Below are 24,561 nucleotides of genomic sequence, written 5' to 3'. Positions count from 1 at the left end.
CCGTGGGCGCGCGTTCACCATTCTTTTACCTCCAGGTCTTGCGCTGAGCCGACCCGCCAGCAAAGGTATGCGGCTAAACCATTGCTCATCCCCTCGGCGAGGCAGGAGCGGCTCATGGCCGACAACGTGGAATCGCAGACCGCACCGCCCACCGGGCCCTCGGGCGGCGCGTCGCCCGACGAGAGTTATCTGGAGCGGCGGACACTGCGCCGCGGCAGCGCGGGCCCCCTGCTGCTGACCGGCCTGGGCGTCGCCTATGTCGTCTCCGGCGACTTCTCGGGATGGAACAACGGTCTGGCGCAGGGCGGCTTCGGCGGCCTGGCGATCGCCGCCGTCCTGATGGGCCTGATGTACACCTGTCTGGTCTTCGCGCTGGCGGAGCTGGCCTCGATCCTGCCGACCGCCGGCGGCGGCTACGGCTTCGCCCGGCGCGCCCTGGGCACCTGGGGCGGCTTCCTGACCGGCACCGCGATCCTGATCGAATACGTACTGGCGCCCGCCGCGATCTCCATCTTCATCGGTGACTACGTCGAATCGCTCGGCCTCTTCGGCCTGCACTCCAGCTGGCCGGTCTACCTCGCCTGCTTCGCGATCTTCATCGGGATCCACCTGTGGGGCGTGGGCGAGGCGCTGCGCTTCAGCCTGATCGTCACCGCCATAGCCGTCGCCGCGATCGTCGTCTTCGCGATCGCCGCGCTGACCGACTTCCATGTGGACACCCTCAACGACATCCCGGTGAAGGCCAGCGCCTTCGGGGCCAACTCCTGGCTGCCGTTCGGCGTTCTGGGCATCTGGGCGGCCTTCCCGTTCGGCATGTGGTTCTTCCTCGGCGTCGAGGGCGTACCGCTGGCGGCCGAGGAGACCAAGGACCCGGCCCGTTCGCTGCCCAAGGCGATGGCCGCCGCGATGGGCATCCTGCTGGTGCTGGCCCTGATCACCTTCGTCGCCGCCACCGGGGCGCGCGGCTCGGCCGCGATCCAGTCGGTGGGCGACCCGCTGGTCCAGGCGCTGCAGCCGCACGGCACGCCGACCACCGTCAGCCGGATCGTCAACTACGCCGGTCTCGCGGGCCTGGTCGCGTCCTTCTTCTCCCTCATCTTCGCCGGTTCGCGCCAGCTCTTCGCGCTCTCCCGGGCCGGTTACCTGCCCCGCTTCCTCTCCCTGACCAGCCGCCGCAAGGCCCCCTACCTGGGGCTGCTGGTGCCCGGGGCGCTGGGCTTCGGACTCGCCGCGGCGACCGGCGACGGCGCCCGGATGCTCAACGTCGCGGTCTTCGGCGCCACCATCTCCTACGCGCTGATGGCGCTCTCGCACATCGTGCTGCGCCGCCGCGAGCCGGGCCTGCCCCGCCCCTACCGCACCCCCGGCGGCATGCTGACCTCGTCCGTCGCGTTCGTCCTGGCCTGCTCGGCGCTGGTGGCGACGTTCCTGGTCGACAAGGAGGCCGCCTTCATCGCCCTCGGCGTCTACGTCGTCGCGCTCGCCTACTTCGCCTTCTACTCCCGCCACCGCCTGGTGGCCGCGGCCCCCGAGGAGGAGTTCGCCGCACTGGCGGCGGCCGAGGCGGAGCTCGAACGCACCTGACCCGCACCCTCGGGGCGCAGCGACGGCCGGCCGGGGCATCCCCGGCCGGCCCCGCCCGTCCCCGCACCGCACGGACCGCACCGACCACGGAGGACCCCGCCCCATGTCCCAGCCCCTCATCGGCATCAGCACGTACCAGGAAGAGGCCCGGTGGGGGGTGTGGAACCTGCCCGCCGCGCTGGTACCCGCCGGCTACCCGAAGCTGGTGCAGCGCGCGGGCGGGCTGGCCGCGCTGCTGCCGCCGGACGACCCGGCCGCGGCCGCCGCGGCCGTCGCCCGGCTGGACGGGCTGGTGATCGCGGGCGGCGCGGACGTCCAGCCGGCCCGCTACGGCGCGGAGCCGCACCCCCGGACCGGCCCGCCCGCCCTGGACCGGGACGCCTGGGAACTGGCCCTGATCGAGGCGGCGTTGGCGGGCGGCGTCCCGCTGCTGGGCATCTGCCGCGGGCTGCAACTGCTGAACGTGGTGCTGGGCGGCACCCTCGTCCAGCACCTCGACGGGCACGCCGGGGCCCCCGGCGTCTTCGACCGCCACGACATCAAGCCGGTCCCCGGAACCCTGCTGGGCCGCACGCTGCCCGAGCCGGTCGCCGTGCCGACCTACCACCACCAGGCCGTGGACCGGATCGGCCGCGGGCTGGTGCCCTCCGCCTACGCGGAGGACGGCACCATCGAGGCACTGGAACTCCCGGGCGCCTACGGCTTCACCCTGGCGGTGCAGTGGCACCCGGAGGCCGGCGACGACACCCGGGTGATGGACGCCCTGGTGGCGGCGGCGCGCGAGGCGGCCGCCGTCAAGTGACCGGAACGGGCCGGGCCACCGGCGGCCCCCGGCGGCCCGGTCACGGCGTCCCGCGGGTCAGCCCCAGCAGTTCGCGGGCCGGGCCCACCGGCCGCTGACCGGTGGGCCACACCGCCCGCAGCGCGCGGGTGAGCCGCAGGTCGCCCACCGGAACCTCCACCAGCCGGCGCGCGGTCAGCTCCTCGCCGACGGCCAGCTCGCTGAGGACCGAGGGCGCCGCCTCGCTCACCACGGCCGCCTTCACCGCGGTGGTGGAGGCGAGTTCGAGCAGCGGTGCGGCCAGCCCGCCGTGCCGGGCGAGCGCCGCGTCCAGCACCTGGCGGGTCCCCGAGCCCCGCTCGCGCAGGATCAGCGGGGTGCCGGCGAGTTCGGCGGCGGTCAGCTCCGTACGGCGCCGGGCCCAGGGGTGGGACGGGGCGGCGACCACCACCAGCCGGTCGTGCCCGATGACCGTCCCGTCCAGCCCCTCCGGTATCTCCAGCCCCTCGACGAAGCCGAGGTCCGCCTCGCCGCCCAGCAACCGCCCGGCCACCACGCTGGAATTGCCCGCGAGCAGCGAGACGGCGGTGCCGGGCCGCTGGGCGCGCAGGGCGATCAGCCACCCCGGCAGCAGGTACTCGGCGATGGTCATGCTGGCCGCGACCCGCAGCCGGGAGTCGCGCTGCCCCCGCAGCGCCTGCGCACCCGCGTCGAACGCCTCGGCGGCCTCCACCACCCGGCGCGCCCAGTCCGTCACCAGCGCGCCGGCGTCCGTCAGCCGGGAGCCGCGCGGCGAGCGTTCGACCAGCGCCACCCCCAACTGCCGCTCCATCGACCGGATACGGCTGCTGGCGGCGGGCTGGGAGATGCCCCGCGCCCGGGCCGCGCGCCCCAGGCTGCCGAGCCGCGCGACGGCGAGCAGCAGCTCCAGCGCCCCGAGGTCCGGGACCCGGTGCGAAAGCGGCACGGCGGCCGGCCCGTTCTCACCACCCATAAGTTCCCCTGCACATAACCCCAGCTTATGCCCTCATAGACACGAGGTCCCTGGTGGCGGCCGTCCGGGGCGACGACGCTGGTCCCATGGCAACCCTCGCGCACACCCGCTCCCGCAGCACCGCCGCCGGCCCCGGCGCACCCGGCACCGCGGCCTCGGTCCGCCACCTCGGGCCGAACTGGTACGCCGCCGTCATGGGCACCGCCATCGTCGCCAATGCCGGCGCGGTACTGCCACTCGACGTCCCCGGCCTGCGCGTCGCCTGCCGGGTCATCTGGGCGCTGTCGGCGCTGATGCTGCTGACGCTGCTGGCCGCGCGGGCCGCGCACTGGGCCCGGCACGGCGACCAGGCGCGCCGCCACCTGCTCGACCCGGCCGTCGCGCCGTTCTACGGCTGTGCGGCGATGGCCCTGCTGGCGGTGGGCGGCGGCACGCTCGCCGTGGGCCGGGAGGTCATCGGCGAACCGGCCGCGGTGGCCGCCGACGCCGTGCTGTGGGTCCTGGGCACCCTCCTCGGCCTGCTGTGCGCGGCGGGTGTCCCGTATCTGATGGTGACCCGGCACCGCATCGAGCCCGGCAGCGCCTCGCCCGTCTGGCTGCTGCCGCTGGTCGCCCCCATGGTCTCGGCGGCGACCGGCCCGGCCCTGGTGCCGCACCTGCCGGCCGGCCAGTGGCGGGCGGCCCTGCTGTTCTCCTGTTACGCCCTGTTCGGCATGTCGCTGCTGGCCACGCTGCTCGTCCTGCCGCTCGTGATGTCCCGGCTGATCCACCACGGCCCGCTCCCCCTCGCGCTCACCCCCACGCTCTTCCTGGTCCTGGGCCCGCTGGGGCAGTCCACCACCGCGCTGGCCAACCTCGCCCATGCGGCACCGGGCGCCGTGGACGCCTCCGCCGCGCACGCCATGGGAGCCTTCGCGGTGCTCTACGGCGTCCCGGTGATGGGCTTCGCCCTCCTCTGGCTGGCGCTCGCGACCGCGATGGTGGTGCGCGCCGTCCGCAACGGCATGGGCTTCGCGATGACCTGGTGGGGCTTCACCTTCCCGCTCGGGACCTGCGTCACCGGCGCCGCGGGCCTGGTCCGGAGCACCGGCCTGGGCGCCTTCGACGCCCTCGCGGTGGGCCTGTTCGTGCTCCTCGCCGCCGCCGTGGCGGTGGCCGGCACCCGCACCGCCATCGGCCTGGCCCGCGGACACCTGTTGGCGCCGCCCCGCCCGGTCACCGCCTGACGGCCGTGCGCCGCCCGCTCACCGGGCCCCGGCCAGGGCCTCGGCGAGTACCGCCGGAGCGTCCACCAGGGACGGCCCGTACCAGGTCAGATACCGGCCGCTCACCAGCGCGGCGGGCAGGCCGGGGAACGCCTCGGGGCCGTCCCCGGCGCTGAAGCGGTAGGGCTCGTCGGGCAGCACCACCAGGTCGGCGCCACCCGAGCGGAGGTCGTCGAGCGGGACACGGGGATAGCGCTCGGCGTGCTCCGCGTGGAGATTGCGGACGCCCAGGCGCGCCAGCAGGTCACCGGCGAAGGTGTCGCGCCCCAGGACCATCCACGGCCGGCGCCAGATGGGTACCACGGCCGTCCGCTCCGCCGCCGGGACCGGCAGCGCGCGCCAGGCGCCCTGCGCGGCGTCCAGCCACGCGGGCCTGGCCAGCCCGCAGCCGTCGACGAGCACCCGCGCCAGCTCCGTGAACGCCTGCGGCAGCGTCCGCACTTCGGTGACCAGCACCGTGAGCCCGGCGGCGCGCAGCGCGGCGAGGTCCGGCTCCCGGTTCTCCTCCTCGTTGGCGAGGACGAGGTCGGGGGCGAGGGCGGCGATCCGCGCGGTGTCCGGGTTCTTGGTGCCGCCGATGCGTACGACGTCCAGCCCGGCCGGCTCGCTGCACCAGTCGGTGGCCCCCACCAGCAGGCCGGGAGCGGTCCGTGCGACCGCCTCGGTCAGCGAGGGCACGAGCGAGACCACGCGGCGCGGCGGAGTGCGGATCGTCATGGCGCCAGCGTACGCAAAGCGACCTCGCCGGCGGGTGGTTGTTCCCCTTCGGACAATAGCGGGGACCGTCCTCGTCTCCCTAGGGTCGACCTGAGTCGATCACACATCCCGAGGGAGAACAGAGAGATTTTCTGTATGCACAGCCACCGCCGAAAGGGCACGCTCCTCAGCGTGTTGGCCACGGGTCTCGCACTCGTTTCCCCTGTGGCGCTCAGCGCGCCGGCACAGGCCGCACCGGTCAAGGGTTTCCACTCCAAATCGGGCAGCACGGGATGCCCGGGCGCCTATGACACCGCGTTCATCTACGTCAAGGGCGCCGCGAAGTTCCGGGTCAGCTGGCGGGTGCCGAGCGGGAAAGTGCACACCCAGGAGTACTGGAACGACCCGTCCGGCATCTCGTCCAAGGCCATTCCGACCTGGCGGGACCAGGTCTACTGGAAGGTGACCTCGGTCTGGGGCACCAAGAAGAACCTGGTCAAGGTGTACGGATTCTGCAGCGTGAAGGGAAACCGGTGATCCCCCGCATGAAGAAGAAGATCGCTGCGGTGCTGGCCGCCGCCGGTGCCACCCTGCTCCTCGCCCCGGGCGCCGCGCACGCCACCGAGAAGGAGGGTGGCTACAAGCGCTGCGGCAAGGGCCAGGAAGTCATCATCACGTCCAAGGCCGTCGGCCACATCGTGCACAAGTTCAAGATCCCGGGTAAGGGGCACCACGTCTGGACCCAGGATTTCGGTCGCAGGAACCCTCTTCTGAGCGACCGGGTCACCCCCACCGGACTGCGCTCGGTGAAATACCGGATCTATGCGCTGGACGTGCCGGGGAAGTACCACGGGGCCAAGATCGAGAGCTTCAGGCTCCTGTGCCGCAAGTTCTGAGGGAGCTCCCGCCGCGCCGTTGATCCGTACGCACGGCACTCCGCATCGTATTCCTCAGTGCATTCCGCACCGCGGCCCGGAAACGACCGGGCCCCGCCACCGGATTTCCGGTGGCGGGGCCCGCCGCGGTGAAGGGGATTTCGCCGGGGACTACTTCACGGGTGCCATCTTGTCGACGATGCCCGGATGGGCATCGATCCACTTCTCGACTCCCTTGTCCTCATTGCCCTTGCCCGCTGCCTGGATGTCCTTCTCCAGGCTGCCGAGGTCATCGGCGCTCATCTTCCAGTTCTTCAACCAGCGGTGGAACTCCGGGAACTTGCCCGGGAAGCTCTTGTTGCCGATCGTCTTGATCTGGTTGTTGGCGCCCCACGTGCCCTGCGGGTCCTTGAGCTTGGTGAGGTGGTACTTGCTGTACGCCCAGTGCGGGGACCACAGGACCACCGCGATGGGCTCCTTCTTGGCGTACGCCCGCTCCAGCTCGGTGAGCATGGCGCTGGTGCCGGCCTCGGTGACGTCGAAGCCGTCCAGCCCGTACGCCGGGGACACCACGCTCTTGAGGCGCTTCATCTCGCCGGTGCCCGGCTCGATCCCGATGATCTTTCCGCCGAAGGTGTCCTTGTGCTTGCGCAGGTCGTCGAGGGTTTTCACGCCCTTGACGTAGGACGGTACGGCGATCTCCAGCGAGGTCTTGTCGTACCACGCGCCGACGTCGACGAGATCCTTCTTGTACTTGTCCCAGTACTGCTTCTGCGCCACCGGGAGCCAGGCGTCGGTCTCGACGTCGATCTGCCCCGTCGACAGGCCGGTCCACATCGGGCCGACGTCGAGGTTCTGGAGCTTGGGCCGGTAGCCCCGCTTCTCCAGGATGTTCTTCCAGAGGTACGTGGTGGCGATGCCCTCGTCCCAGGCCGGGTAGCCCAGCGTCGGGGTCTTCCCGGCGTCCTTGCCCTTGGCGTAGTCGGCCTTGGCGGACGGCGCCAGCTTGTTGACCAGGCCCGGGTGCTGCTTGAGCCAGGCGCGCACGCCGTCCTGCTCGTGCCCGGTGCCGGCGTTCTTGACCTCGTTCTCCAGGCTGGTGAGCTGCTTCTCGTCCAGGTGGAAGTTCTTCATCCAGTGGGCGACCTGGGGCTCGTCCTTGGAGAAGCCCTTGCGGCCCAGCATGTGCAGGCTGTCCCCGGAGCCGAAGGAGCCCTTGGGGTCCTTGAGCTTGGTCAGCTTGTACTTGTCGTAGGCCCAGTGCGGCGACCACAGCGTGACGGCGATCGGCTTCTTGTCGTGGATCGAGCGGTCCAGCTCGGTGAGCATGGACGAGGTGCTCGACTCCATGACCTTGTACTCGCCGCCCAGGCCGTAGTCCTTGAGAACCTTTTCCTTGAGCAGCTTCATCTCGCCCGCGCCCGGCTCGATGCCGACGATCTTGCCGCCGAAGGTGCCGCCCTTGCCCTTGAGGTCGTCGAGGGACGTGATGCCCTTCATGTACGACGGGACCGCGATCTCCAGGGAGGTCTTGTCGTACCAGGCGCCCAGGTCCTCCAGCTTGTCCTTGTACTTCTTCCAGTACTCCGCGTGGGTCGTCGGCAGCCAGGCATTGGTCTGCACGTCGATGTCGCCGCGGGCCTGGCCGGTGAAGAGCGGCCCGGCGTCCAGGGCCTGGACCCTGGGCTTGTACCCGCGCTGTTCGAGGATCTCCTTCCACAGGAAGGTGGTGGCCTTGCCCTCGTCCCAGTTGACGTAGCCGAGGCTGACGGGCCGGCCGTTGCCGTCGGTGCCCGCCGCAGCGCCGCCCTTGTCCTTGCCCAGGACGCTCATCCCGCCGGCGACCAGCGCGAGCACGACCACGGCGACCGTCGCCAGGGAGGTCGCGGGCTTCCACCGGAGGAACTTCAGGCCGCCGAGCGCGGCCTGCGCCTTGGCCAGCGCGCGCCGGCCGAGCGGGGAGACCCGCTGGTTGAGCGCGCTGGTCATCCGGTCCAGGTACACCGCGAGGATGACGACCGCGAGGCCGCCCTCCGCGCCCAGCTTCACATCGACCGAGCTGAGCGAGAGGTAGACGGTGCCGCCGAGACCGGCGCCGCCGACCATGCCCGCGATGACGACCATGGACAGCGCCAGCATGATGACCTGGTTGATACCGGCCATGATCGTCGGCAGGGCGAGCGGCAGCTGGACGCGGAAGAGCGTGCGCCGCGGATGGGTGCCGAACGCGTCGGCCGCCTCGACCAGTTCAGCGTCCACCTGCCGGATGCCCAGTTCGGTCATGCGGACCGCGGGCGGCATGGAGAAGACGATGGTCGAGACGATGCCGGGGACCGCTCCCAGGCCGAAGAAGAGGATGCCGGGGATCAGGTAGACCATCGCCGGCATCGTCTGCATCAGGTCCAGGACCGGGCGCACCGCCCCGCTCACGGCGCGGTTGCGGGCCGCCCAGACACCGAGGGGTACGGCGACCGCGACGGTGATGATGCAGGCCACGAGCACCAGCGAGAGCGACTGCATGGTCTGGTGCCACTGCTCGATCGAATCGATCAGCGCGAAGCCGATGAAGGTCAGCACGGCGGCGGGCAGACCCCGCAGCCACCAGGCGATCACCGCGAAGATGCCGGTCAGGAGCAGCGGCTCGGGGCCGGAGAGGACCGTGAGGATGCCGTCGTAGAAGCCGCCCAGCACGGTCGTGACGAAGTGGAAGAGCCACTCGGCATGGTCCCGCAGCCACTCGACGAGGCTGTCGGCCCAACTGCCTATCGGGATCCTAGGCACCGGCGCTCACCTTGTCCTCGGGGTCGTGGTCCGTGTCCGCGTCCCCGGACGTGTGCGCGGCGGTCTTCGCCACCGATGTCTTCGTCTCCGGCGTCCGCCCGGCGGCCGTCGCGCCGCCGGCCTCGGCCGGGACGGAGCCGGCCGGGGCCGGGCCCTGCTCCGCGGCCTCCCCGAGGACGGAGAGCAGCCGCTCGGCCGTCACGGCGCCGACCAGCGAGCCCTGCTCATCGGTCACGGCGACCGGAACGCTGCCGGCCGAGCAGGGCGTGAACAGCTCGACCAGCGGGGTGTCGGTCCCGACCACGGCGGGCGCCGCGGCCCGGAACTCCGCCGCGGTGGCGAGCTTCGTGCCGTCCGGGGCCGTGGCGCCGAGCACCGTCCCGACCTCGGTCATGATCGCGCCCGCGGTCAGCACCCGGGTGCGGTCCACGTCCTGGGTGAAGGAGGCGACATAGTCGTTGGCCGGGGTGACGAGGATGTCCTCGGCACTGCCGATCTGCACGATCCGGCCGTCGCGCATCACGGCGATCCGGTCGCCGAGGCGCATGGCCTCGTTGAGGTCGTGGGTGATGAAGACGATCGTCTTCTTCAGCGACTTCTGCAGCTCCAGCAGCTGGTCCTGCATGTCGCGGCGGATCAGCGGGTCGAGCGCGCTGAAGGACTCGTCCATCAGCAGCAGGTCGGCGTTGGTGGCCAGCGCCCGGGCCAGGCCCACCCGCTGCTGCATACCGCCGGACAGCTCGTCGGGCCAGGACTTCTCCCAGCCCTTGAGTCCGGTGAGTTCGAGCGCCTCGGTGGCGCGGGCGGTGCGCTCGGCGCGCGGTACGCCCTGTACCTCGAGGCCGTAGGCGGCGTTCTCCAGCACGCTGCGGTGCGGGAAGAGCGCGAAGTGCTGGAAGACCATGGAGATCTTCTCGGAGCGGACCTTGCGCAGTTCCCGGTCGCTGAGCGAGGTGAGGTCCTGGCCGTCGAAGCGTACGGTCCCCGATGTCGGCTCCAGCAGCCCGTTGAGCGTGCGCAGCAGGGTGGACTTGCCCGATCCGGACAGGCCCATGACGACGAATATCTGGCCCTCGTCCACCTCGATGGAGGCGTCGATCACCGCGGCCGTGGTGCCTTCGGCCCGCAGCTCCTCCCGGCCGGCGCCGGCTTCGAGCCTGCGGACCGCGTCCTCGGGTCGTCTGCCGAACACTTTGTACAGGTGCTCGGCTTGCAGCCTGGACACATATACCTCTCTTGTCAGTTGTATGACGACCTGCCACCCCCGTAGCCAGGTCGCGGAGCGGCACGGGTTCCGCCCGCCTCCACCGCCCGAATAGTTGAATCTCGATCGGGTCCACTCCGGCTGCGCGCCTGCCCTTCTTTATCTGGCTCAAACAATGCAGTGATTCAGCTCACAGCCGCGTGACGTATGGGGCATACGGCAAGATGCGGGATGTGACACGACGCCTGATGCTCCTCGACACCGCCTCTCTCTACTTCCGCGCCTATTTCGGGGTACCGGAATCGGTCAAGGCTCCGGACGGCACCCCGGTGAACGCGGTACGCGGCCTGCTGGACTTCATCGCCCGGCTCGTCCAGGACCACCACCCCGACGACCTGGTCGCCTGCATGGACTTCGACTGGCGCCCCCAGTGGCGGGTCGACCTGATCCCCTCGTACAAGGCGCACCGGGTCGCCGAGGAGGCCCCTGCCGGCTCCGCCGGGCCCGACGAGGAGGAGATCCCCGACACCCTCTCGCCGCAGGTCCCGGTCATCGAGGAGGTGTTGGACGCCCTGGGCATCGCCCGCGTCGGGGCGGCCGGCTACGAGGCCGACGACGTCATCGGCACCCTCACCGCACAGGCCACGGGCCCGGTGGACATCGTCACCGGCGACCGCGACCTCTTCCAGCTCGTCGACGACCGGCGCGGCATCCGCATCCTGTATCCCCTCAAGGGCGTCGGCACCCTCCAGGTCACCGACGAGGCGCTGCTGCGCGAGAAGTACGGCGTGGACGGCCCCGGTTACGCCGACCTGGCGCTGCTGCGCGGCGACCCCAGCGACGGCCTGCCGGGCGTACCGGGGATCGGCGAGAAGACCGCCGCCAAACTGCTGGCCTCCTACGGCGACCTGGCGGGCATCATGGCCGCCGCCGACGACCCCGCCTCGAAGGTGACCCCCGCCCAGCGCAAGCGGCTGCTGGAGGCGCGCCCCTATGTCGCCGTCGCCCCGAAGGTCGTACAGGTGGCCACCGACGTGCCCGTCCCCGCCGTCGACGCCGCCCTGCCCGCCGAACCGGCCGACCCCGAGCGCCTGGAGGCGCTGGCCGCCCGGTGGGGCCTCGGCGGCGCCCTGCAGCGGCTGCTCCTGACCCTCGGCCGCTGACACCTGTTAGGTTAGGTATGCCTAATAAATCGCGTATCAGGGGAGATTGCCGTGGCAGCAGAGCGTTCGTCCCGCACCAAGCCCAGCCTGCACCGCGCCCGGGTGCAGCGCACGGAGCAGCTCACCCCGCACATGGTCCGCGTGGTGCTGGGCGGTGAGGGGCTGGCGGAGTTCGCGGCGGGCGAGTACTCCGACCACTACGTGAAGCTGGTCTTTCCGCAGCCCGGCGTCCACTACCCCGAGCCGTTCGACATCGCGCGGATCCGCGCGGACTTCCCGCGCCACCAGTGGCCCAGCACCCGTACCTACACCGTCCGCGCCTGGGACGCCGCGACCCGCGAGCTGACCGTGGACTTCGTGGTGCACGGCGACGAGGGCCTGGCCGGGCCGTGGGCGGCCGCGGCGAAGCCCGGCGACGAGATCCACCTGCTCGGACCCGGCGGCGCCTACGTCCCCGAGGCGAGCGCCGACTGGCACCTGCTGGCGGGCGACGAGAGCGCGCTGCCGGCCATCGCGGCCTCCCTCGCCCGGATGCCGGCCGGGGTGCCGGTGCACGCCTTCATCGAGGTGGCGGGGCCGGAGGAGCAGCAGGAGCTGGCGGCGCCGGCCGGCGCCGAGATCAGCTGGCTGCACCGCGGGGCCGCGCCGGTCGGCAGCGCACTGGTCGCCGCCGTGGCGGCACTGGAGTTCCCGGCCGGCCGGGTCCAGGCGTTCGTGCACGGCGAGGCCGGATTCGTGAAGGAGCTGCGCCGCCTGCTCCGCGTCGAGCACGCGATCCCCCGCGAGGCCCTGTCCATCTCCGGCTACTGGCGCACCGGCCACGACGAGGACGGCTGGCAGGCCGGCAAGCGCGAGTGGAACCAGCAGGTCGAGGCCGAGCAGGAGTCCGCCGCGGCGGCGGCCTCCTGACCCTGCCCGTCCGGGGCGCCGGCCGGCTCAGTCGTGGTGGAAGACCTCCCGCATCGGAGTCCACCACTCCCCCGGCACGGCGCCCCCGGTCTGCTCCTGGCAGGGGTCGGTGAGCTGCCACCACCGCCGGGTCACCGGGTCGGCGGCCATCTTGGCCATATCGGCGGCGTAGTCCTCGCCGACGTACTCGGCGTACGAGAACAGCAGATCGCCCTCCAGGAAGATGGAGTAGTTGCGGAGATGGCAGGCGGAGATCATCGCCAGCACCTCCGGCCAGACCTCCGCGTGCAACCGCAGGTACTCCGCACGGTGTTCCGGGCGCAGCCTGATGAGCTTTCCGAACCGCCGCACCGGAGCGGCCCCCTCGTCCCCTGTCGCAGTCATGGCGCCAGCCTTCCCCGACCCCGGCGGCCGCATCCGGTCGTCCGGGCCGTGTGAACTCCCCGTGCCGCCATGGGAATTGGCCGACGGCGCAGCCGACCGCCCGTCTCACTGAGCCCATGCGCCCTCAGCAGCGGCCGGCCATCCGTGACCACATCGGCTTCGGCCGGCACGACACCCCGATCGTGCACGAGGAGGTCGCCGAGCGCGACGCGGAGCGGGCCGGGGTCGGCCCGGCGCGCGTGGCCGCCTGCCGGCCGGCAGGCATCGTCATCGGCGTCCCCCGGCCCGACGGCAGCACGACGGCGCCGCACCGCCGGACGTGCGGGGTGCGGCGCCGTCAACTGCCGTCGGGTCCGGCCGCTCAGCCCACCGACGAGTACGCCACCACGCCGCGCAGCACACCGTCCATGGCCTTGCGGGCCGTCCGGGCGACCGTACCGCCGGGCGGGGCCGCGGCCGCGATCTGGCCGAGGACATCGATCAGCTGCTTGCACCAGCGGACGAAGTCACCGGCGGGCATCTCCGCCTCCCGGAGCACCTCGTCGAGGCCGAAGCCGGAGGCCCAGCGGTAGGCGGCCCAGGCGAAGCCGAGGTCCGGCTCGCGCTGGCCGACGCCCTCCGCCTGGTTGATCTTGTGGTCCTCCTCCAGGGCGTCCAGCCGGCCCCAGATGCGGACCATCTCGCCCAGCGCGTCCCTGGCCTTGCCGGCCGGCAGCTTGGGCGCCACCGCGTCGTCCGCCTGCCGGGCCTCGTACACCAGCGCCGAGGCGCAGGCCGCCAGCTCCGCCGGGCCGAGACCCTCCCAGACGCCCTCGCGCAGGCACTCGCTCGCCAGCAGATCCAGCTCGCCGTAGAGCCGCGCCAGCCGGCGGCCCTCGTCGGTGACGGTGTCGCCCTCCAGGTAGTCCAGCTGCGTCAGCAGGGCGCAGATCCGGTCGAAGGTGCGGGCGATGGTGTTGGTCCGCCCCTCGATCCGGCGCTCCAGCTGGCGGGTGTCCCGCAGCAGCCGGTGGTAGCGCTCCGCCCAGCGGGCGTGGTCCTCGCGCTCGGCGCAGCCGTGGCAGGGGTGCGCCCGGATCTCCGCGCGCAGCCGGGCGATCTCGCGGTCGTCGGCCGCCGCCGAGCGCGGCTTGCGGTGCCGCGACGGCACCCGGTGGCCGGCCTTCGTGCGCAGCGCGGAGGCCAGGTCGCGGCGCGACTGCGGGCTGCGGGCGTTGAAGGACTTGGGGATCCGCATCCGGTCCAGCGCCTCGACCGGCACCGGGAAGTCGATCGACGCCAGCCGCTTGACCTGCCGCTCGGCGGTCAGCACCAGCGGCCGCGGGCCGTCCTGCGCCTCGAAGCCGCGATGACCGTTGGTCCGCCCCGAGGGCATACCGGGGTCGAGGACCAGCGCGAGACCGGCGTACTTGCCCGTCGGCACATGGATGACGTCGCCGGGCTTCAGCTTCTCCAGCGCCGCCGCTGCCGCCACCCGCCGCTGGGTCGCCCCCTGCCGGGCCAGCTCCGTCTCCCGCTCCTTCAACTCCCGCCGCAGCCGGGAGTACTCCTCGAAGTCGCCGAGGTGACAGGTCATCGAGCCGCGGTAGCCCTCCAGCCCCTCCTCGTTCTTCTGCACCTGCCGCGAGATCCCGACCACCGACTTATCGGCCTGGAACTGCGCGAAGGACATCTCCAGCAGCTCCCGCGAACGGTGCCTGCCGAACTGCGAGACGAGGTTGACCGCCATGTTGTACGACGGCTTGAAGGAGGACCGCAGCGGATAGGTACGCGTCCCCGCGAGACCGGCCAGCGCGCCCGGGTTCATCCCCCGCTGCCACAGGACCACCGCATGGCCCTCGATGTCGATCCCGCGGCGCCCGGCGCGGCCGGTCAGCTGGGTGTACTCGCCGGGCGTGATGTCGGCGTGCTGCTCGCCGTTCCACTTCACCAGCTTCTCCAACACCACGGACCGCGCGGGCATGTTGATGCCCAGCGCCAGGGTCTCGGTGGCGAAGACCGCCTTGACGAGGCCCTTGACGAAGAGTTCCTCGACGACCTCCTTGAACGTCGGCAGCATGCCGGCGTGGTGCGCCGCGATGCCCCGCTCCAGGCCCTCCAGCCACTCGAAGTAGCCGAGCACATGGAGGTCGTCGTCCGGGATGCCGGCCGTCCGCGCCTCCACTATGCGGCGGACCTCCTCGCGGCCCTCCTGGTCGTTGAGCCGCAGGCCCGAGTACAGGCACTGCTGGACGGCGGCCTCGCAGGCGGCGCGGCTGAAGATGAAGGTGATCGCGGGCAGCAGGCCCTCGTTGTCGAGGCGGTCGATGACCTCGGGACGGCTCGGGGTCCAGATCCGGGCGCGCTGGCGCCGCTCCCGCTCGCGGTCCGCCTCGCGCAGGTTGCGGCCCCGGCGCTTGTCCCGGCCGAATGTCGGCCGGCTGTTCTCCATCCGCGCCAGCCGCTCCAGATCGGGGTTGACCTCGCGGCGGCCGCCGCTCTGCCCGTCCCGCTCCTCGAAGAGGTCGTATATCCGGCGGCCCGCGAGGACGTGCTGCCACAGCGGCACCGGGCGGTGCTCGGAGACGATCACGGCCGTGTCACCACGGACCGTGTCGAGCCAGTCGCCGAACTCCTCGGCGTTGGAGACCGTCGCCGACAGGGACACCAGGGTCACCGACTCGGGGAGATGGATGATCACCTCTTCCCAGACGGCGCCGCGGAAGCGGTCGGAGAGGTAGTGCACCTCGTCCATGACCACATAGCCGAGGCCGATCAGCGACCGGGAGCCGGCGTAGAGCATGTTCCGCAGCACCTCGGTGGTCATCACGACCACCGGAGCCTCGGAGTTGACGCTGTTGTCGCCGGTCAGCAGACCGACCTTCTCGGCGCCGTAACGCCTCACCAGATCCTGGTACTTCTGGTTGGACAGCGCCTTGATGGGCGTGGTGTAGAAGCATTTTCGGCCCTGCTCCAGGGCCAGGTGGACGGCGAATTCGCCGACGATCGTCTTTCCGGATCCGGTGGGGGCCGCGACCAGCACGCCCTTGCCGGCCTCCAGGGCCTGGCACGCCTCGACCTGGAACGGGTCCAGTCCGAAGTCGTACATCTCTCGGAAAGGGGCGAGTGCGGTGGCCTGCTCGGCCGCCCGGAGCTTGGCGGCGGCATAGCGCTCAGCAGGGGACATGTCCTCGGTCATCGTGCTTACGAGCCTACCGGCCACCTCTGACAACGACCCGATCTTTATGGCGGCCCTTTACCGAACGGGCACCGGCGGTGCCGTGCACCGCCACAGGAACGGGGGCGGGGCGGGGCCCGGTGCCCCCGCGGCGACCACCGCGCCCGCGCTCCCCGCCCCGCACGGCGAACGGCCCCCGGCTCGTCGAGCACAGGGACCGTCCCACGCCCACCAGGACGCCGTGTCACATCGGGTAATCAGCCGTCACGTCACGTCGTCGTACCCGCCGCGGCGCCGCGTCTCGCCGTCGGACGCGTCGCCGCTCGCCTGCTCCGGCAGCATCCGGCCGGAGGAGACCGACTCGATCTCACCGACCGCGGAAGGCGTCAGGTCGAGTTCCGAGGCCTCGTCGTCGCTCAGTCCCGCGTCCGGGTTGCCCCGCTTGCGGCGGCGGTCGTTGAGCAGGCAGATGCCGGCGGCGCCGAAGTACAGCACCACGATCGGAGCGGCCAGCAGCCCCATGGTCAGCGGGTCACCGGTCGGGGTGGCGACGGCCGCGAAGACCGTGATGCCCAGCACCATGAACCGCCACCAGCTCAGGATCCGGCCGCCGGTCAGCACCCCGCCGAAGTTGAGCAGCACCAGCAGCAGCGGAAGCTCGAAGGCGAGACCGAAGACCACGATCATGCGGGTGACGATGTCGAAGAAGTCGTCGGCCGGGAAGAAGTTGGCCCAGTCCTCCGGGGTCAGGCCGACCAGGGCACCGGCCGTCGTGGGCAGCACCGCGTAGGCGAGGTAGGCACCTGCGAGGAAGAGCGGCACCCCGGCGCCGACGAAGCTCAGCGCGTACCTCTTCTCGTGGCGGTGCAGACCCGGCGCGAGGAAGGCCCAGAGCTGGTAGAGCCAGATCGGGCTGGCGCCGACGACGCCCGCCGTGAGGGAGAGCTTGAGCATGATCGTGAACGGTGCGAGCAGACCGTTCGCGACGACCTGGGCACAGGGGTGGTGGCGCGGCCCGGTCGTGCTGCCCTTGGCGCAGCCGACCGAATCGATGACCGGCCCCGTGATGAAGTGGGCGATGGCGTCGTACTGCCACATGGCGATGACGGTGATCACACCCATCGCCAGCACCGACTTCAGCAGCCGGTTGCGCAGCTCGCGCAGATGCGCCGCCAGCGGCATCCGCCCCTCGGGGTCCTTCTCCTGCTTGCGGGCAGACTTGGGCAACCCACGTCCTCGTCTCGTGCGTCAGCCTTTCCCGAAACGGATCGGTGCGGCTGGATCGGGTCGGCTCAGCTCTGGTTGGTGCGGTGCGGCTCGGCCACCGGGCGGGAGCTGCTCACATCACCGGGCGCCGCCTGAATCGTACGAGGAGCCTGCTGCGCGGCGTCGGCGGGCGCCTCGGACGTGGTGCCGGTCGCGGCACCGCCCTCCGGCTCGCCGTCCTTCTTCATCGCCTTGGCTTCACTCTTGAGAATCCGGGCCGACTTGCCGAGCGACCGCGCCATGTCCGGAAGTTTCTTCGCGCCGAAGAGCAGCACAATCACGACGAGGATCAGGATGATCTCGGGGGCCCTCAGGTTGCTGAGCATCTGCGACTACCTTCTCGCCGGGGCGGCGTCTGCTGTGGTGCCTGCCGATAGGGGTCGGGCTGGCTTCCTGGTGCTGGCACGATCGTAACGTTCGGTGGTGAACGCCGGGCAATCCCCTCGCGTACTGGCGATTGCCGCGGACGCCGTGCTGTCTGAACCGCTGATGCAGGGTACCTCTCCGCCCGGCGCGGCAGCAGAGCGCCGACGCCCCCGGCTACCTCTTCAGTCCCGGCCGGCCTCGTGCACCCGGGACGCGAGCGGAACCGCCGCCCGCTCCAGGTCCTCCGCGGCCCGCTGGATCCGCCCCGACGTCGCCTCGACCTGGCGGGCCAGCCGGCGCACCTCGGCGAAGACGCGGACGGCGAGGACGCCGAGCACGGCGATCCCGGCGAAGCCGAGGGCGATTGCGATCATGGGCCAGAGCATGGGGCGAGCCTATCGGTCAGCCCGTGTGCAGCCGCAGCGTGCGGACCCCGCCGCCGGTGAGCAGCTCCACGATCCGCTCGCCGGCCGGTTTGCGCACCGCGCGGCGGCAGTCGGGGCAGGTGAAGGAGTAGAAGGTGGTGCGGCTGCTGGCGCCGATCGCCAGCCGGAAGGCGTCCGAGGCGAGTTCGAAGCGGCCCCGGCAGTCGGGGCAGGCCGCCTTGAAGAGCACCGGAGCGGTCCGGCCCGGCACGGTGGTCGCCATCGTCATCCTTCGCCGCCTCGTCCTTCGCGCCGCGCCGTACGGCCGGCCCGGCTCACCGCGCTCACTCGCCGTACGCCGCGAGCGCCTGCTCGGCGGCCTGCCGGGCGCTCTCGGCCAGCTCGCGCGGCGCCACGATCCGGCCGTCCCGGCCCAGGCGCAGCGCCAGCCGCCGCAGCGACGCCGGGTCCGGGGTGCGCAGGGTGATCCGCAGTCCGCCGTCCGGCAGCTCCTCGGCGCTGTCGTGCGGGTAGTACTCGGCGACCCAGCGGCCGCCGGGCCCGACCTCGATCGACACCTCGGGGTCCTCGGCCGCGGGCTGCACCAGCCCCTCGGACAGGTCGCGCAGCTCGACCGGCGGCGGGTCGGCCGGCGCGTCCAGCAGCCTGATCTCGGCGACCCGGTCGAGCCGGAAGGTGCGCCGGGCCTCGGAGAGCCGGCACCACGCCTCCATATAGGTGTGTCCGACGGCGAACAGCCGGATCGGGTCGACCTCGCGCTCGGTCAGCTCGTCGCGGGCCGGGGAGTAGTAGCGCAGCCACAGCCGCCGCCGCTCGGCGATGGCACGGTCCACGTCGGCGAAGACCCCGCCCTCGGACTCGAAGGTGACCGACAGCCGGGCGCTGGCACCGGCCGCCTCGCCGGCCGCCGCCTCCAGCTTGGCGGTGGCCCGCAGCAGCGCCTGCCGGTCGCCCTCGCGCAGTCCGGGGAGGGTGGCCACCGCGCGGGCCGCGACCAGCAGGGCGGTCGCCTCGTCGGCGGCCAGCCGCAGCGGCTCCGCGACGTCGTCGGGGTTGTGCCACCAGATGCGGTCGCCGTCGGTGTCGATGTCCAGGAGGTCGCCGCCGCGGAAGCTCGTCCCGCACATCGGCAGGACGTCGAGGTCGGCGATCAGCTCGTCCTCGGTGATGCCGAAGGCGCGGGCGACGTCGCCGACGCGGGCGCCGGGGCGCTCGCGCAGGTAGGTCACCAGGGACAGCATCCGGCGGGTCTGGTCGATCGCGTTCGTCGCCACGGGTCTCGTGTTCCTCTCAGCCCTTGGCCACGGCGCGCAGCCGGTCGATGACCTCGGCGCGCAGCTCGGCGGGTTCCAGTACGACCACGTCGGGCCCGAACTCCACCAGCCAGGCGTCGAGGCCGTGCCCGTTGGGGATCTCCAGCTCGTCCCAGCCGTCGCCCAGCTCGCGGACGGTGAGTGCGCGGGCCCGCAGCGGGTAGCCGTGCTCGGCGCGGAGCCGGATCCTGGCGGTGCCGGTCGCGGTCTCGCCGGCCCAGCTCTCGACGGTCTCGCGGACGGTGACGTGGTCGGGCACCGGCGCGGTGAACGCCCCTTGGCGGGAGCGGACCTTGCCGGTGATGCGGGAGAGCCGGAAGACCCGCTCGGCCGCGCGCTCGCGGTCCCAGCCGGCGACGTACCAGTGTCCCCGCCAGCATTCGAGGATCCACGGTTCGACCTGCCGCTGCTCGGGGCGGGCGGCGTTCGACTTGCGGTAGTCGAAGACGACCGGACGGCGGTCGCGGCAGGCCAGCATGAGCGGCTCGAAGGCGGCCTCGTGGGCCGGGATCCGGGGCTCCAGGGCGCTGTGCGGCTGCCCGGCGTCGTAGTCCGTACCGTCGGCCAGCGGCATGCCGGCCGCGCGCAGCTTCTGGAGCGCGCCGCTGGCGGCACCGGCCAGCCGGGCCTGCTGCCAGATCTTGGCGGCGAGCCCGAGGGCCGCGGCCTCCTCGGCGTCCAGGGTGATCGGGGGCAGCCGGTTGCTGTCGCGGCGGGCGAGGTAGCCGATGTCGCCCTCGATGCCCTCGACGGTCTCGATGACCAGGCCGAGCTCGCGCAGATCGTCCTTGTCGCGCTCGAACATGCGGTTGAACGCGTCGTCGTTGCCGGCCTCGATATAGGCCTCGATGGACGACCTCAGCTCGCGCTTGGTCAGCGGGCGTCGCGTCCCCAGCAGGCACAGCGCCAGATTCATCAGCCGCTCGGCCTTGGCAATGGCCATCGACGCCCTTTCTCGTTGAACTCCCGATCGTTGACCGTACCGCTCGGGGAGGTCAGGGCAAAAGCCGGGCGGGCGGGCCGCGGCCCCGTCCCGGCCCGCGCGGCGGGGCCGGGAACGAACGAGGGCCCGTGCCTGCGCGGCACGGGCCCTCTGCTGCGTCAGCAGCGGCCGCCGGCGGCGGCCGTCAGCGGTCTCAGACGGAGACCAGGTCGCAGACGAAGATCAGCGTCTCGCCCGGGGCGATCCGGCCGCCGCCGGCGCCGCGGTCGCCGTACGCGAGGTGCGCGGGGATGGTCAGCCGGCGGCGGCCGCCGACCTTCATGCCCTGCACGCCCTGGTCCCAGCCGGCGATGACCTGGCCGGCGCCGAGCTGGAACTGCAGCGGCTTGCCGCGGTTCCAGCTGGCGTCGAACTCCTCGCCGGTGCTGAAGGACACGCCGACGTAGTGGACGGAGACGGTGTCCCCGGCCTTGGCGACCGGCCCGTCGCCCTCCGTCAGGTCCACGATCTCGAGCTCGGTGGGAGCCGGGCCCTCAGGAAAGTCGATCTCGGGCTTGTCGATGCTCACGGATGTGCTCCTACTTACGAATCTTTACGATTACCGGGCCAGTCTTGCAGATCTTGCCGGGGCAGCCGTCAGACCGTGCCGACGATGTCGACCACGAAGACCAGGGTGTTCTTGTCCAGCCCGCTCTGCGGGTTGTTGCCGTAGGCCAGCTTCGGCGGGATCACGATCTCCACCCGGTCACCGACGCGCTTGCCGACCAGCGCCTTGTCCCAGCCCTGGACGACGCTGCCGGTGCCGATCTGGAAGGCTGTCGCGCCACCGTGGTCCCAGGAGGAGTCGAACTTCTTGCCGTCCTCCCACTTCACGCCGGTGTACTGCGCGATCAGGCCCTGGCCCGCCTTCACCTCGGGACCCTTGCCGTGGATCAGGACCTGCTCCTTGAGGTCCTTGGGCGCCTTCTCCCCCTTGGGGATGGTGATCTTCGCGGCCTTCTCGTCCGCGGCCTTCACCTCGGGCATCCCGCTCTCCGGCGACGCCTGCTCGCCCTGGGCCTGGGCCTTCTTGTCGACCTTCTTGGCACCGACCACGTCGACGACCCACACCAGGCCGTCCTGCGGCTTGATGCCGGACTGCGGGTTCAGACCCGCGCCGATCAGCGCCTTGGCGGTGCCCTCGACCTCGAAGCGGCTGCCGACCTTCTGACCGGTGACCGCGGACATCACCTTCGGCGGCAGCATCTGCTGGGTCGGCTGGTCGGAGACCTCGCCGACGACCTGGGTACGCGGGCCGCCCGGCTTGGCGCCCGGCTGCGGCGTCCAGCTGCTGCCGAGGTTCTGGCCCTTCATCGACTTCGCGCTGAAGTCCAGCCGGACCACATCGCCCTTCTTGACCGTGGCGCCCTTGCCCTCGACGAGGGTCTTGGTGACGGCCTTGTCGGACGGCTTGGCGCCCTTCGGCACCGTGATCTTGGGCTGCGCCCCTGTCTTGCCCTCGACCTTGACGACGGCGTCGCCCGACGCACCCTCGCCGTTGTCGGACCCGCAGGCGGCGGTGAACAGCAGGACGGGCACGGCCAGCGCAGCGGCAGCGGCGCGACGGGTGTTCTTCGTGAGGTTCATTCGACCAACTCGGGCTCGTGGGGTGGGTGGGCAATGTCCGCCACTCTACGACCTGACCCCCCACACCTTTCCCGGCACAACACGGCAATGTGCCGGGAGCTTGCACTCCCGGCACATTTCCGCATTCCCCGCGGGTCACATACCTGCGATCAGCTTCTCCACCCGGTCGTCCACCGACCGGAAGGGGTCCTTGCACAGGACCGTCCGCTGCGCCTGGTCGTTCAGCTTGAGGTGTACCCAGTCCACCGTGAAATCACGTCGCTGTTCCTGCGCACGGCGGATGAAGTCGCCGCGCAGCCTGGCCCGCGTGGTCTGCGGCGGCACCGACTTGCCCTCGAAGATCTTCAAGTCGTTGCAGATCCGCGCCGCCTGCCCCTTGCGCTCCAGGAGGTAGTAGAGCCCCCGGCGGCGGTGGATGTCGTGGTACGCGAGGTCTATCTGCGCCACCCGGGGGTGGGACATGGTGATGTTGTTCTTGGTGCGATACCGCTCGATGAGCTGATGTTTCATCACCCAGTCGATCTCGGTGGAGATGCGGTCGAGCTGCTCGTCCCGGATCGCCTCCAGCGTGCGGCCCCACAGCTCCAGGACCCGCTCGACGGTGCCCGTACGGATGCCGCGGCGGTCGACGAAGTCCACGGCCTTCTCGTAGTACTCCTGCTGGACCTCCAGCGCCGATGCCTCGCGCCCGCTGGCCAGCCGCACCTTGCGCTGGCCTGTGATGTCGTGGCTGACCTCGCGGATGGCCCGGATGGGGTTCTCCAGCGTCAGGTCCCGCATGACCGTGCCCGCCTCGATCATGCGCAGCACGAGGTCGGTGGCCCCGACCTTCAGCATCATGGTCGTCTCGGACATGTTGGAGTCGCCGACGATGACATGCAGCCGGCGGTAGCGCTCGGCGTCCGCATGCGGTTCGTCGCGGGTGTTGATGATCGGCCGGGAACGGGTCGTCGCCGAGGAGACGCCCTCCCAGATGTGCTCCGCGCGCTGGCTGACGCAGTAGACGGCGCCCCGCGGCGTCTGCAGCACCTTGCCCGCGCCGCACAGCAGCTGACGGGTGACGAGGAACGGAATGAGGATGTCCGCGAGCCGGGAGAACTCACCATGACGGGCGACGAGATAATTCTCGTGACACCCGTAGGAGTTTCCCGCCGAATCGGTGTTGTTCTTGAAGAGATAGACGTCGCCCGCGATTCCCTCCTCATGCAGGCGGCGCTCGGCGTCGACGAGCAGGCCCTCGAGAATGCGCTCGCCGGACTTGTCGTGCGTGACCAGCTCGGTCACGTTGTCGCACTCGGGAGTTGCGTATTCCGGGTGCGAACCCACGTCCAGGTACAGGCGGGCGCCGTTCCGCAGGAAGACGTTGCTGCTGCGGCCCCATGACACGACACGGCGGAAGAGGTACCGCGCCACTTCGTCAGGCGACAGTCGGCGCTGTCCCCTGAACGTGCACGTGACGCCGTACTCGTTCTCCAGCCCGAAAATGCGGCGGTCCATGACTGAACATTACGCCTGACGGCCTGCTCTGAAACCGGGTTCGACAGTCCCGTTGCGATCATTTTCCGCCGGAGCCGCACCCTCGGGACGCGACACGGGATCCCCGAGAAATCGCTTCGTCGACAAAAGGACGAGCAGCGCGGCGAGCCCGCCGGCCCCGGCGACCGCGAATCCCGCCACCGCGCCACCGCCCTCCACGGCCGGTCCCACCACGGAAGCGCCCACCGCCGAGCCGACACCGAACGTCGTCACCAGCCAGGAGAACGCCTCCGTCACCGTGCCCCGCGGCGCATGACGGTCCACCACCACGAACGCACAGGCCAGCACCGGCGCCAGGAACACCCCCGCGACACCCGTCAAGACCGTCATCCCGGCCACCCCCGGCACCAGCACCAGCGGCAGATAGCCCAGCGCCAGCAGCGTGACCAGCAGCCGCAGCCTGCTCTCCGGCCGCCCCGGCCACTCGCGCGCGCCGTAGCCGAGCCCCCCGATCAGCGCACCGACCCCCAGCGCGGACAGCAGCAAGCTGGAGACCATCCCGCCGCCGTGCTCGTCGGCGTAGGCCACCGCGGCGACCGCGATCGAGCCCAGCGCTAGCCCCACGAAGAGGAACGCCCCGATCAGCACCAGCATCCCGGCCGAGCGCAGCGCCCCCAGCCAGTGCGCCTCACGCGGCCCGCTGCGCCAGCGCCGGGACGGCTCGGAGACGACCACGGAGAGCGCCCCGAGGACCCCGAGCAGGTTGATCACCAGCAGGGCGACCCCCTCGGACCAGGCCGCCACGCACAGCGTCACCAGCAACGGCCCCACCGCGAACATGACTTCCTGCGCCACCGCGTCCAGCGCGTAGGCGGCGTGCACCCGGTCGGCGCGCTGGAGGACCCCGGGCCACAGCGCCCGCAGGCCGCCCTCCAGGGGCGGGGTGAAGAAACCGGCGATCACCATGGCGGCATAGGCGAGCCACAGCACGTCCAGGCCGACGCCCGCGAGCAGTGCCATGCCGAGTGCGGAGAGCACCGAGGCGGGCAGCATCACCCGCGGCTGGCCGTAGAGGTCCACCGCCCGGCCCAGCAGCGGCTGGCCGAGGGCGTTGCAGACGCCGTAGACCGCGGAGAGCGCGCCGGCCAGGGCGTAGCTGCCGCCCTGGGCGCGTACGAAGAGGACGACGGCCAGCGCCGCCGTGGCGTTCGGCAGCCTGCCGACCAGCGTCCCCACCAGGAGCCGGGCCGCGTGCCGGGTCCTGAGCAGTTCCGCGTATCCCGCGGCCATCCCTGCCCCTTCCCGTCCGGACCGGCCGGACATGTTACGTATAACTTCCGGCGTTATACGTATCATGACCCTCATTCCCCGTCCACCCCGCAACGGCCGTAC

The 24,561-nt window shown here is 71.6% G+C and carries 23 protein-coding genes; 7 read left to right on the top strand and 16 right to left on the bottom strand.

Annotation, left to right across the window (positions count from 1 at the left end):
• Positions 1-114: 114 nt before the first annotated feature.
• Positions 115-1,584, top strand: coding sequence for an ethanolamine permease (gene eat / locus K7396_RS29145; RefSeq protein ID WP_086718538.1), 1,470 nt, complete (start codon positions 115-117; stop codon positions 1,582-1,584).
• Positions 1,585-1,687: 103 nt separating this feature from the next.
• Entirely contained in the window at positions 1,688-2,386 is a 699-nt protein-coding gene (locus K7396_RS29140; RefSeq protein WP_086718539.1) for a gamma-glutamyl-gamma-aminobutyrate hydrolase family protein, read from the top strand.
• Between the two features lie 40 nt (positions 2,387-2,426).
• Here the strand turns inward: K7396_RS29140 and K7396_RS29135 are convergent, their stop codons facing one another.
• On the bottom strand, positions 2,427-3,359 hold the full coding sequence (locus tag K7396_RS29135; protein WP_086718540.1) for a LysR family transcriptional regulator: 933 nt from the start codon (positions 3,357-3,359) through the stop codon (positions 2,427-2,429).
• Positions 3,360-3,445: 86 nt separating this feature from the next.
• Between K7396_RS29135 and K7396_RS29130 the strand changes: the two genes are divergently transcribed.
• On the top strand, positions 3,446-4,585 hold the full coding sequence (locus tag K7396_RS29130; protein WP_086718570.1) for a TDT family transporter: 1,140 nt from the start codon (positions 3,446-3,448) through the stop codon (positions 4,583-4,585).
• An 18-nt stretch (positions 4,586-4,603) separates the two neighbouring features.
• On the opposite strand, the gene K7396_RS29125 is transcribed toward K7396_RS29130, so the two are convergent.
• Positions 4,604-5,341: a helical backbone metal receptor gene (locus K7396_RS29125; protein ID WP_086718541.1), complete on the bottom strand. Its 738-nt coding sequence runs from the start codon at positions 5,339-5,341 to the stop codon at positions 4,604-4,606.
• Between the two features lie 171 nt (positions 5,342-5,512).
• Here K7396_RS29125 and K7396_RS29120 point away from each other — a divergent pair, with 171 nt between their 5' ends.
• Together K7396_RS29120 and K7396_RS29115 are read left to right on the top strand one after the other, a co-directional pair.
• Positions 5,513-5,857, top strand: coding sequence for a hypothetical protein (locus tag K7396_RS29120; protein WP_143589118.1), 345 nt, complete (start codon positions 5,513-5,515; stop codon positions 5,855-5,857).
• Positions 5,854-6,216, top strand: a complete 363-nt coding sequence (locus K7396_RS29115; RefSeq protein WP_086718543.1) for a hypothetical protein — start codon at positions 5,854-5,856, stop codon at positions 6,214-6,216. Before K7396_RS29120 ends, K7396_RS29115 begins: the two co-directional genes overlap by 4 nt.
• Before the next feature lie 150 nt (positions 6,217-6,366).
• Here the strand turns inward: K7396_RS29115 and K7396_RS29110 are convergent, their stop codons facing one another.
• Together K7396_RS29110 and K7396_RS29105 are read right to left on the bottom strand one after the other, a co-directional pair.
• Positions 6,367-8,976: an ABC transporter permease/substrate binding protein gene (locus K7396_RS29110; RefSeq protein ID WP_086718544.1), complete on the bottom strand. Its 2,610-nt coding sequence runs from the start codon at positions 8,974-8,976 to the stop codon at positions 6,367-6,369.
• The gene (locus tag K7396_RS29105) at positions 8,969-10,201 is read right to left on the bottom strand and encodes a quaternary amine ABC transporter ATP-binding protein (RefSeq protein ID WP_223660234.1); all 1,233 of its coding nucleotides are present in this window, start codon (positions 10,199-10,201) and stop codon (positions 8,969-8,971) included. Before K7396_RS29105 ends, K7396_RS29110 begins: the two co-directional genes overlap by 8 nt.
• A gap of 227 nt (positions 10,202-10,428) precedes the next feature.
• Between K7396_RS29105 and K7396_RS29100 the strand changes: the two genes are divergently transcribed.
• Positions 10,429-11,343, top strand: a complete 915-nt coding sequence (locus K7396_RS29100) for a 5'-3' exonuclease (protein ID WP_086718545.1) — start codon at positions 10,429-10,431, stop codon at positions 11,341-11,343.
• A 51-nt stretch (positions 11,344-11,394) separates the two neighbouring features.
• Positions 11,395-12,252 carry a siderophore-interacting protein gene (locus K7396_RS29095; protein ID WP_086718546.1) on the top strand — a complete coding sequence of 286 codons (858 nt, stop codon included), beginning with the start codon at positions 11,395-11,397 and terminating at the stop codon, positions 12,250-12,252.
• A 27-nt stretch (positions 12,253-12,279) separates the two neighbouring features.
• On the opposite strand, the gene K7396_RS29090 is transcribed toward K7396_RS29095, so the two are convergent.
• The 12 genes from K7396_RS29090 to K7396_RS29035 form a co-directional block, all read right to left on the bottom strand.
• Positions 12,280-12,636 carry an L-rhamnose mutarotase gene (locus tag K7396_RS29090; RefSeq protein ID WP_086718547.1) on the bottom strand — a complete coding sequence of 119 codons (357 nt, stop codon included), beginning with the start codon at positions 12,634-12,636 and terminating at the stop codon, positions 12,280-12,282.
• Between the two features lie 361 nt (positions 12,637-12,997).
• Positions 12,998-15,814, bottom strand: coding sequence for a DEAD/DEAH box helicase (locus tag K7396_RS29085; RefSeq protein WP_086718548.1), 2,817 nt, complete (start codon positions 15,812-15,814; stop codon positions 12,998-13,000).
• Between the two features lie 243 nt (positions 15,815-16,057).
• A complete protein-coding gene (gene tatC / locus K7396_RS29080; protein WP_086718549.1) occupies positions 16,058-17,020 on the bottom strand; it encodes a twin-arginine translocase subunit TatC in 963 nt (320 codons plus the stop codon).
• A gap of 65 nt (positions 17,021-17,085) precedes the next feature.
• A complete protein-coding gene (gene tatA / locus K7396_RS29075; RefSeq protein ID WP_086718550.1) occupies positions 17,086-17,385 on the bottom strand; it encodes a Sec-independent protein translocase subunit TatA in 300 nt (99 codons plus the stop codon).
• A gap of 222 nt (positions 17,386-17,607) precedes the next feature.
• Positions 17,608-17,811: a hypothetical protein gene (locus tag K7396_RS29070; RefSeq protein ID WP_086718551.1), complete on the bottom strand. Its 204-nt coding sequence runs from the start codon at positions 17,809-17,811 to the stop codon at positions 17,608-17,610.
• A gap of 16 nt (positions 17,812-17,827) precedes the next feature.
• A complete protein-coding gene (locus tag K7396_RS29065; protein WP_086718552.1) occupies positions 17,828-18,079 on the bottom strand; it encodes a hypothetical protein in 252 nt (83 codons plus the stop codon).
• A gap of 55 nt (positions 18,080-18,134) precedes the next feature.
• Positions 18,135-19,085 (bottom strand): helix-turn-helix transcriptional regulator, encoded by a 951-nt coding sequence (locus K7396_RS29060; RefSeq protein WP_086718553.1) that lies wholly within the window; start codon positions 19,083-19,085, stop codon positions 18,135-18,137.
• Positions 19,086-19,101: 16 nt separating this feature from the next.
• Entirely contained in the window at positions 19,102-20,067 is a 966-nt protein-coding gene (locus K7396_RS29055) for a helix-turn-helix transcriptional regulator (protein WP_086718554.1), read from the bottom strand.
• A gap of 193 nt (positions 20,068-20,260) precedes the next feature.
• Positions 20,261-20,635 (bottom strand): FKBP-type peptidyl-prolyl cis-trans isomerase, encoded by a 375-nt coding sequence (locus K7396_RS29050; RefSeq protein ID WP_018087767.1) that lies wholly within the window; start codon positions 20,633-20,635, stop codon positions 20,261-20,263.
• Positions 20,636-20,703: 68 nt separating this feature from the next.
• Positions 20,704-21,693, bottom strand: coding sequence for an FKBP-type peptidyl-prolyl cis-trans isomerase (locus K7396_RS29045; protein ID WP_086718555.1), 990 nt, complete (start codon positions 21,691-21,693; stop codon positions 20,704-20,706).
• Between the two features lie 135 nt (positions 21,694-21,828).
• Positions 21,829-23,190: a Pup--protein ligase gene (gene pafA, locus K7396_RS29040; RefSeq protein WP_086718556.1), complete on the bottom strand. Its 1,362-nt coding sequence runs from the start codon at positions 23,188-23,190 to the stop codon at positions 21,829-21,831.
• A gap of 9 nt (positions 23,191-23,199) precedes the next feature.
• Complete coding sequence (locus K7396_RS29035) at positions 23,200-24,459, bottom strand: MFS transporter (RefSeq protein WP_086718557.1); 1,260 nt, start codon at positions 24,457-24,459, stop codon at positions 23,200-23,202.
• Positions 24,460-24,561: the final 102 nt, after the last annotated feature.

Origin of the sequence: Streptomyces angustmyceticus, assembly GCF_019933235.1 — a bacterium.
GTDB lineage: Bacteria > Actinomycetota > Actinomycetes > Streptomycetales > Streptomycetaceae > Streptomyces > Streptomyces angustmyceticus.
Note: the sequence above shows the minus strand (reverse complement) of the source record. Positions and strands in the feature narration are given on the sequence as shown.

Excerpts from the sequence above, each read along its gene's own strand:
- K7396_RS29130 (WP_086718570.1), top strand. The coding sequence starts at position 3,446 with ATGGCAACCCTCGCGCACACCCGCTCCCGCAGCACCGCCGCCGGCCCC.
- eat (WP_086718538.1), top strand. The coding sequence starts at position 115 with ATGGCCGACAACGTGGAATCGCAGACCGCACCGCCCACCGGGCCCTCG.
- K7396_RS29070 (WP_086718551.1), bottom strand. The coding sequence starts at position 17,811 with ATGCTCTGGCCCATGATCGCAATCGCCCTCGGCTTCGCCGGGATCGCC.
- K7396_RS29065 (WP_086718552.1), bottom strand. The coding sequence starts at position 18,079 with ATGACGATGGCGACCACCGTGCCGGGCCGGACCGCTCCGGTGCTCTTC.
- K7396_RS29085 (WP_086718548.1), bottom strand. The coding sequence starts at position 15,814 with ATGACCGAGGACATGTCCCCTGCTGAGCGCTATGCCGCCGCCAAGCTC.
- K7396_RS29035 (WP_086718557.1), bottom strand. The coding sequence starts at position 24,459 with ATGGCCGCGGGATACGCGGAACTGCTCAGGACCCGGCACGCGGCCCGG.
- K7396_RS29055 (WP_086718554.1), bottom strand. The coding sequence starts at position 20,067 with ATGGCCATTGCCAAGGCCGAGCGGCTGATGAATCTGGCGCTGTGCCTG.
- pafA (WP_086718556.1), bottom strand. The coding sequence starts at position 23,190 with ATGGACCGCCGCATTTTCGGGCTGGAGAACGAGTACGGCGTCACGTGC.
- K7396_RS29125 (WP_086718541.1), bottom strand. The coding sequence starts at position 5,341 with ATGACGATCCGCACTCCGCCGCGCCGCGTGGTCTCGCTCGTGCCCTCG.
- K7396_RS29045 (WP_086718555.1), bottom strand. The coding sequence starts at position 21,693 with ATGAACCTCACGAAGAACACCCGTCGCGCCGCTGCCGCTGCGCTGGCC.
- tatA (WP_086718550.1), bottom strand. The coding sequence starts at position 17,385 with ATGCTCAGCAACCTGAGGGCCCCCGAGATCATCCTGATCCTCGTCGTG.
- K7396_RS29140 (WP_086718539.1), top strand. The coding sequence starts at position 1,688 with ATGTCCCAGCCCCTCATCGGCATCAGCACGTACCAGGAAGAGGCCCGG.
- K7396_RS29100 (WP_086718545.1), top strand. The coding sequence starts at position 10,429 with ATGCTCCTCGACACCGCCTCTCTCTACTTCCGCGCCTATTTCGGGGTA.
- K7396_RS29090 (WP_086718547.1), bottom strand. The coding sequence starts at position 12,636 with ATGACTGCGACAGGGGACGAGGGGGCCGCTCCGGTGCGGCGGTTCGGA.
- K7396_RS29135 (WP_086718540.1), bottom strand. The coding sequence starts at position 3,359 with ATGGGTGGTGAGAACGGGCCGGCCGCCGTGCCGCTTTCGCACCGGGTC.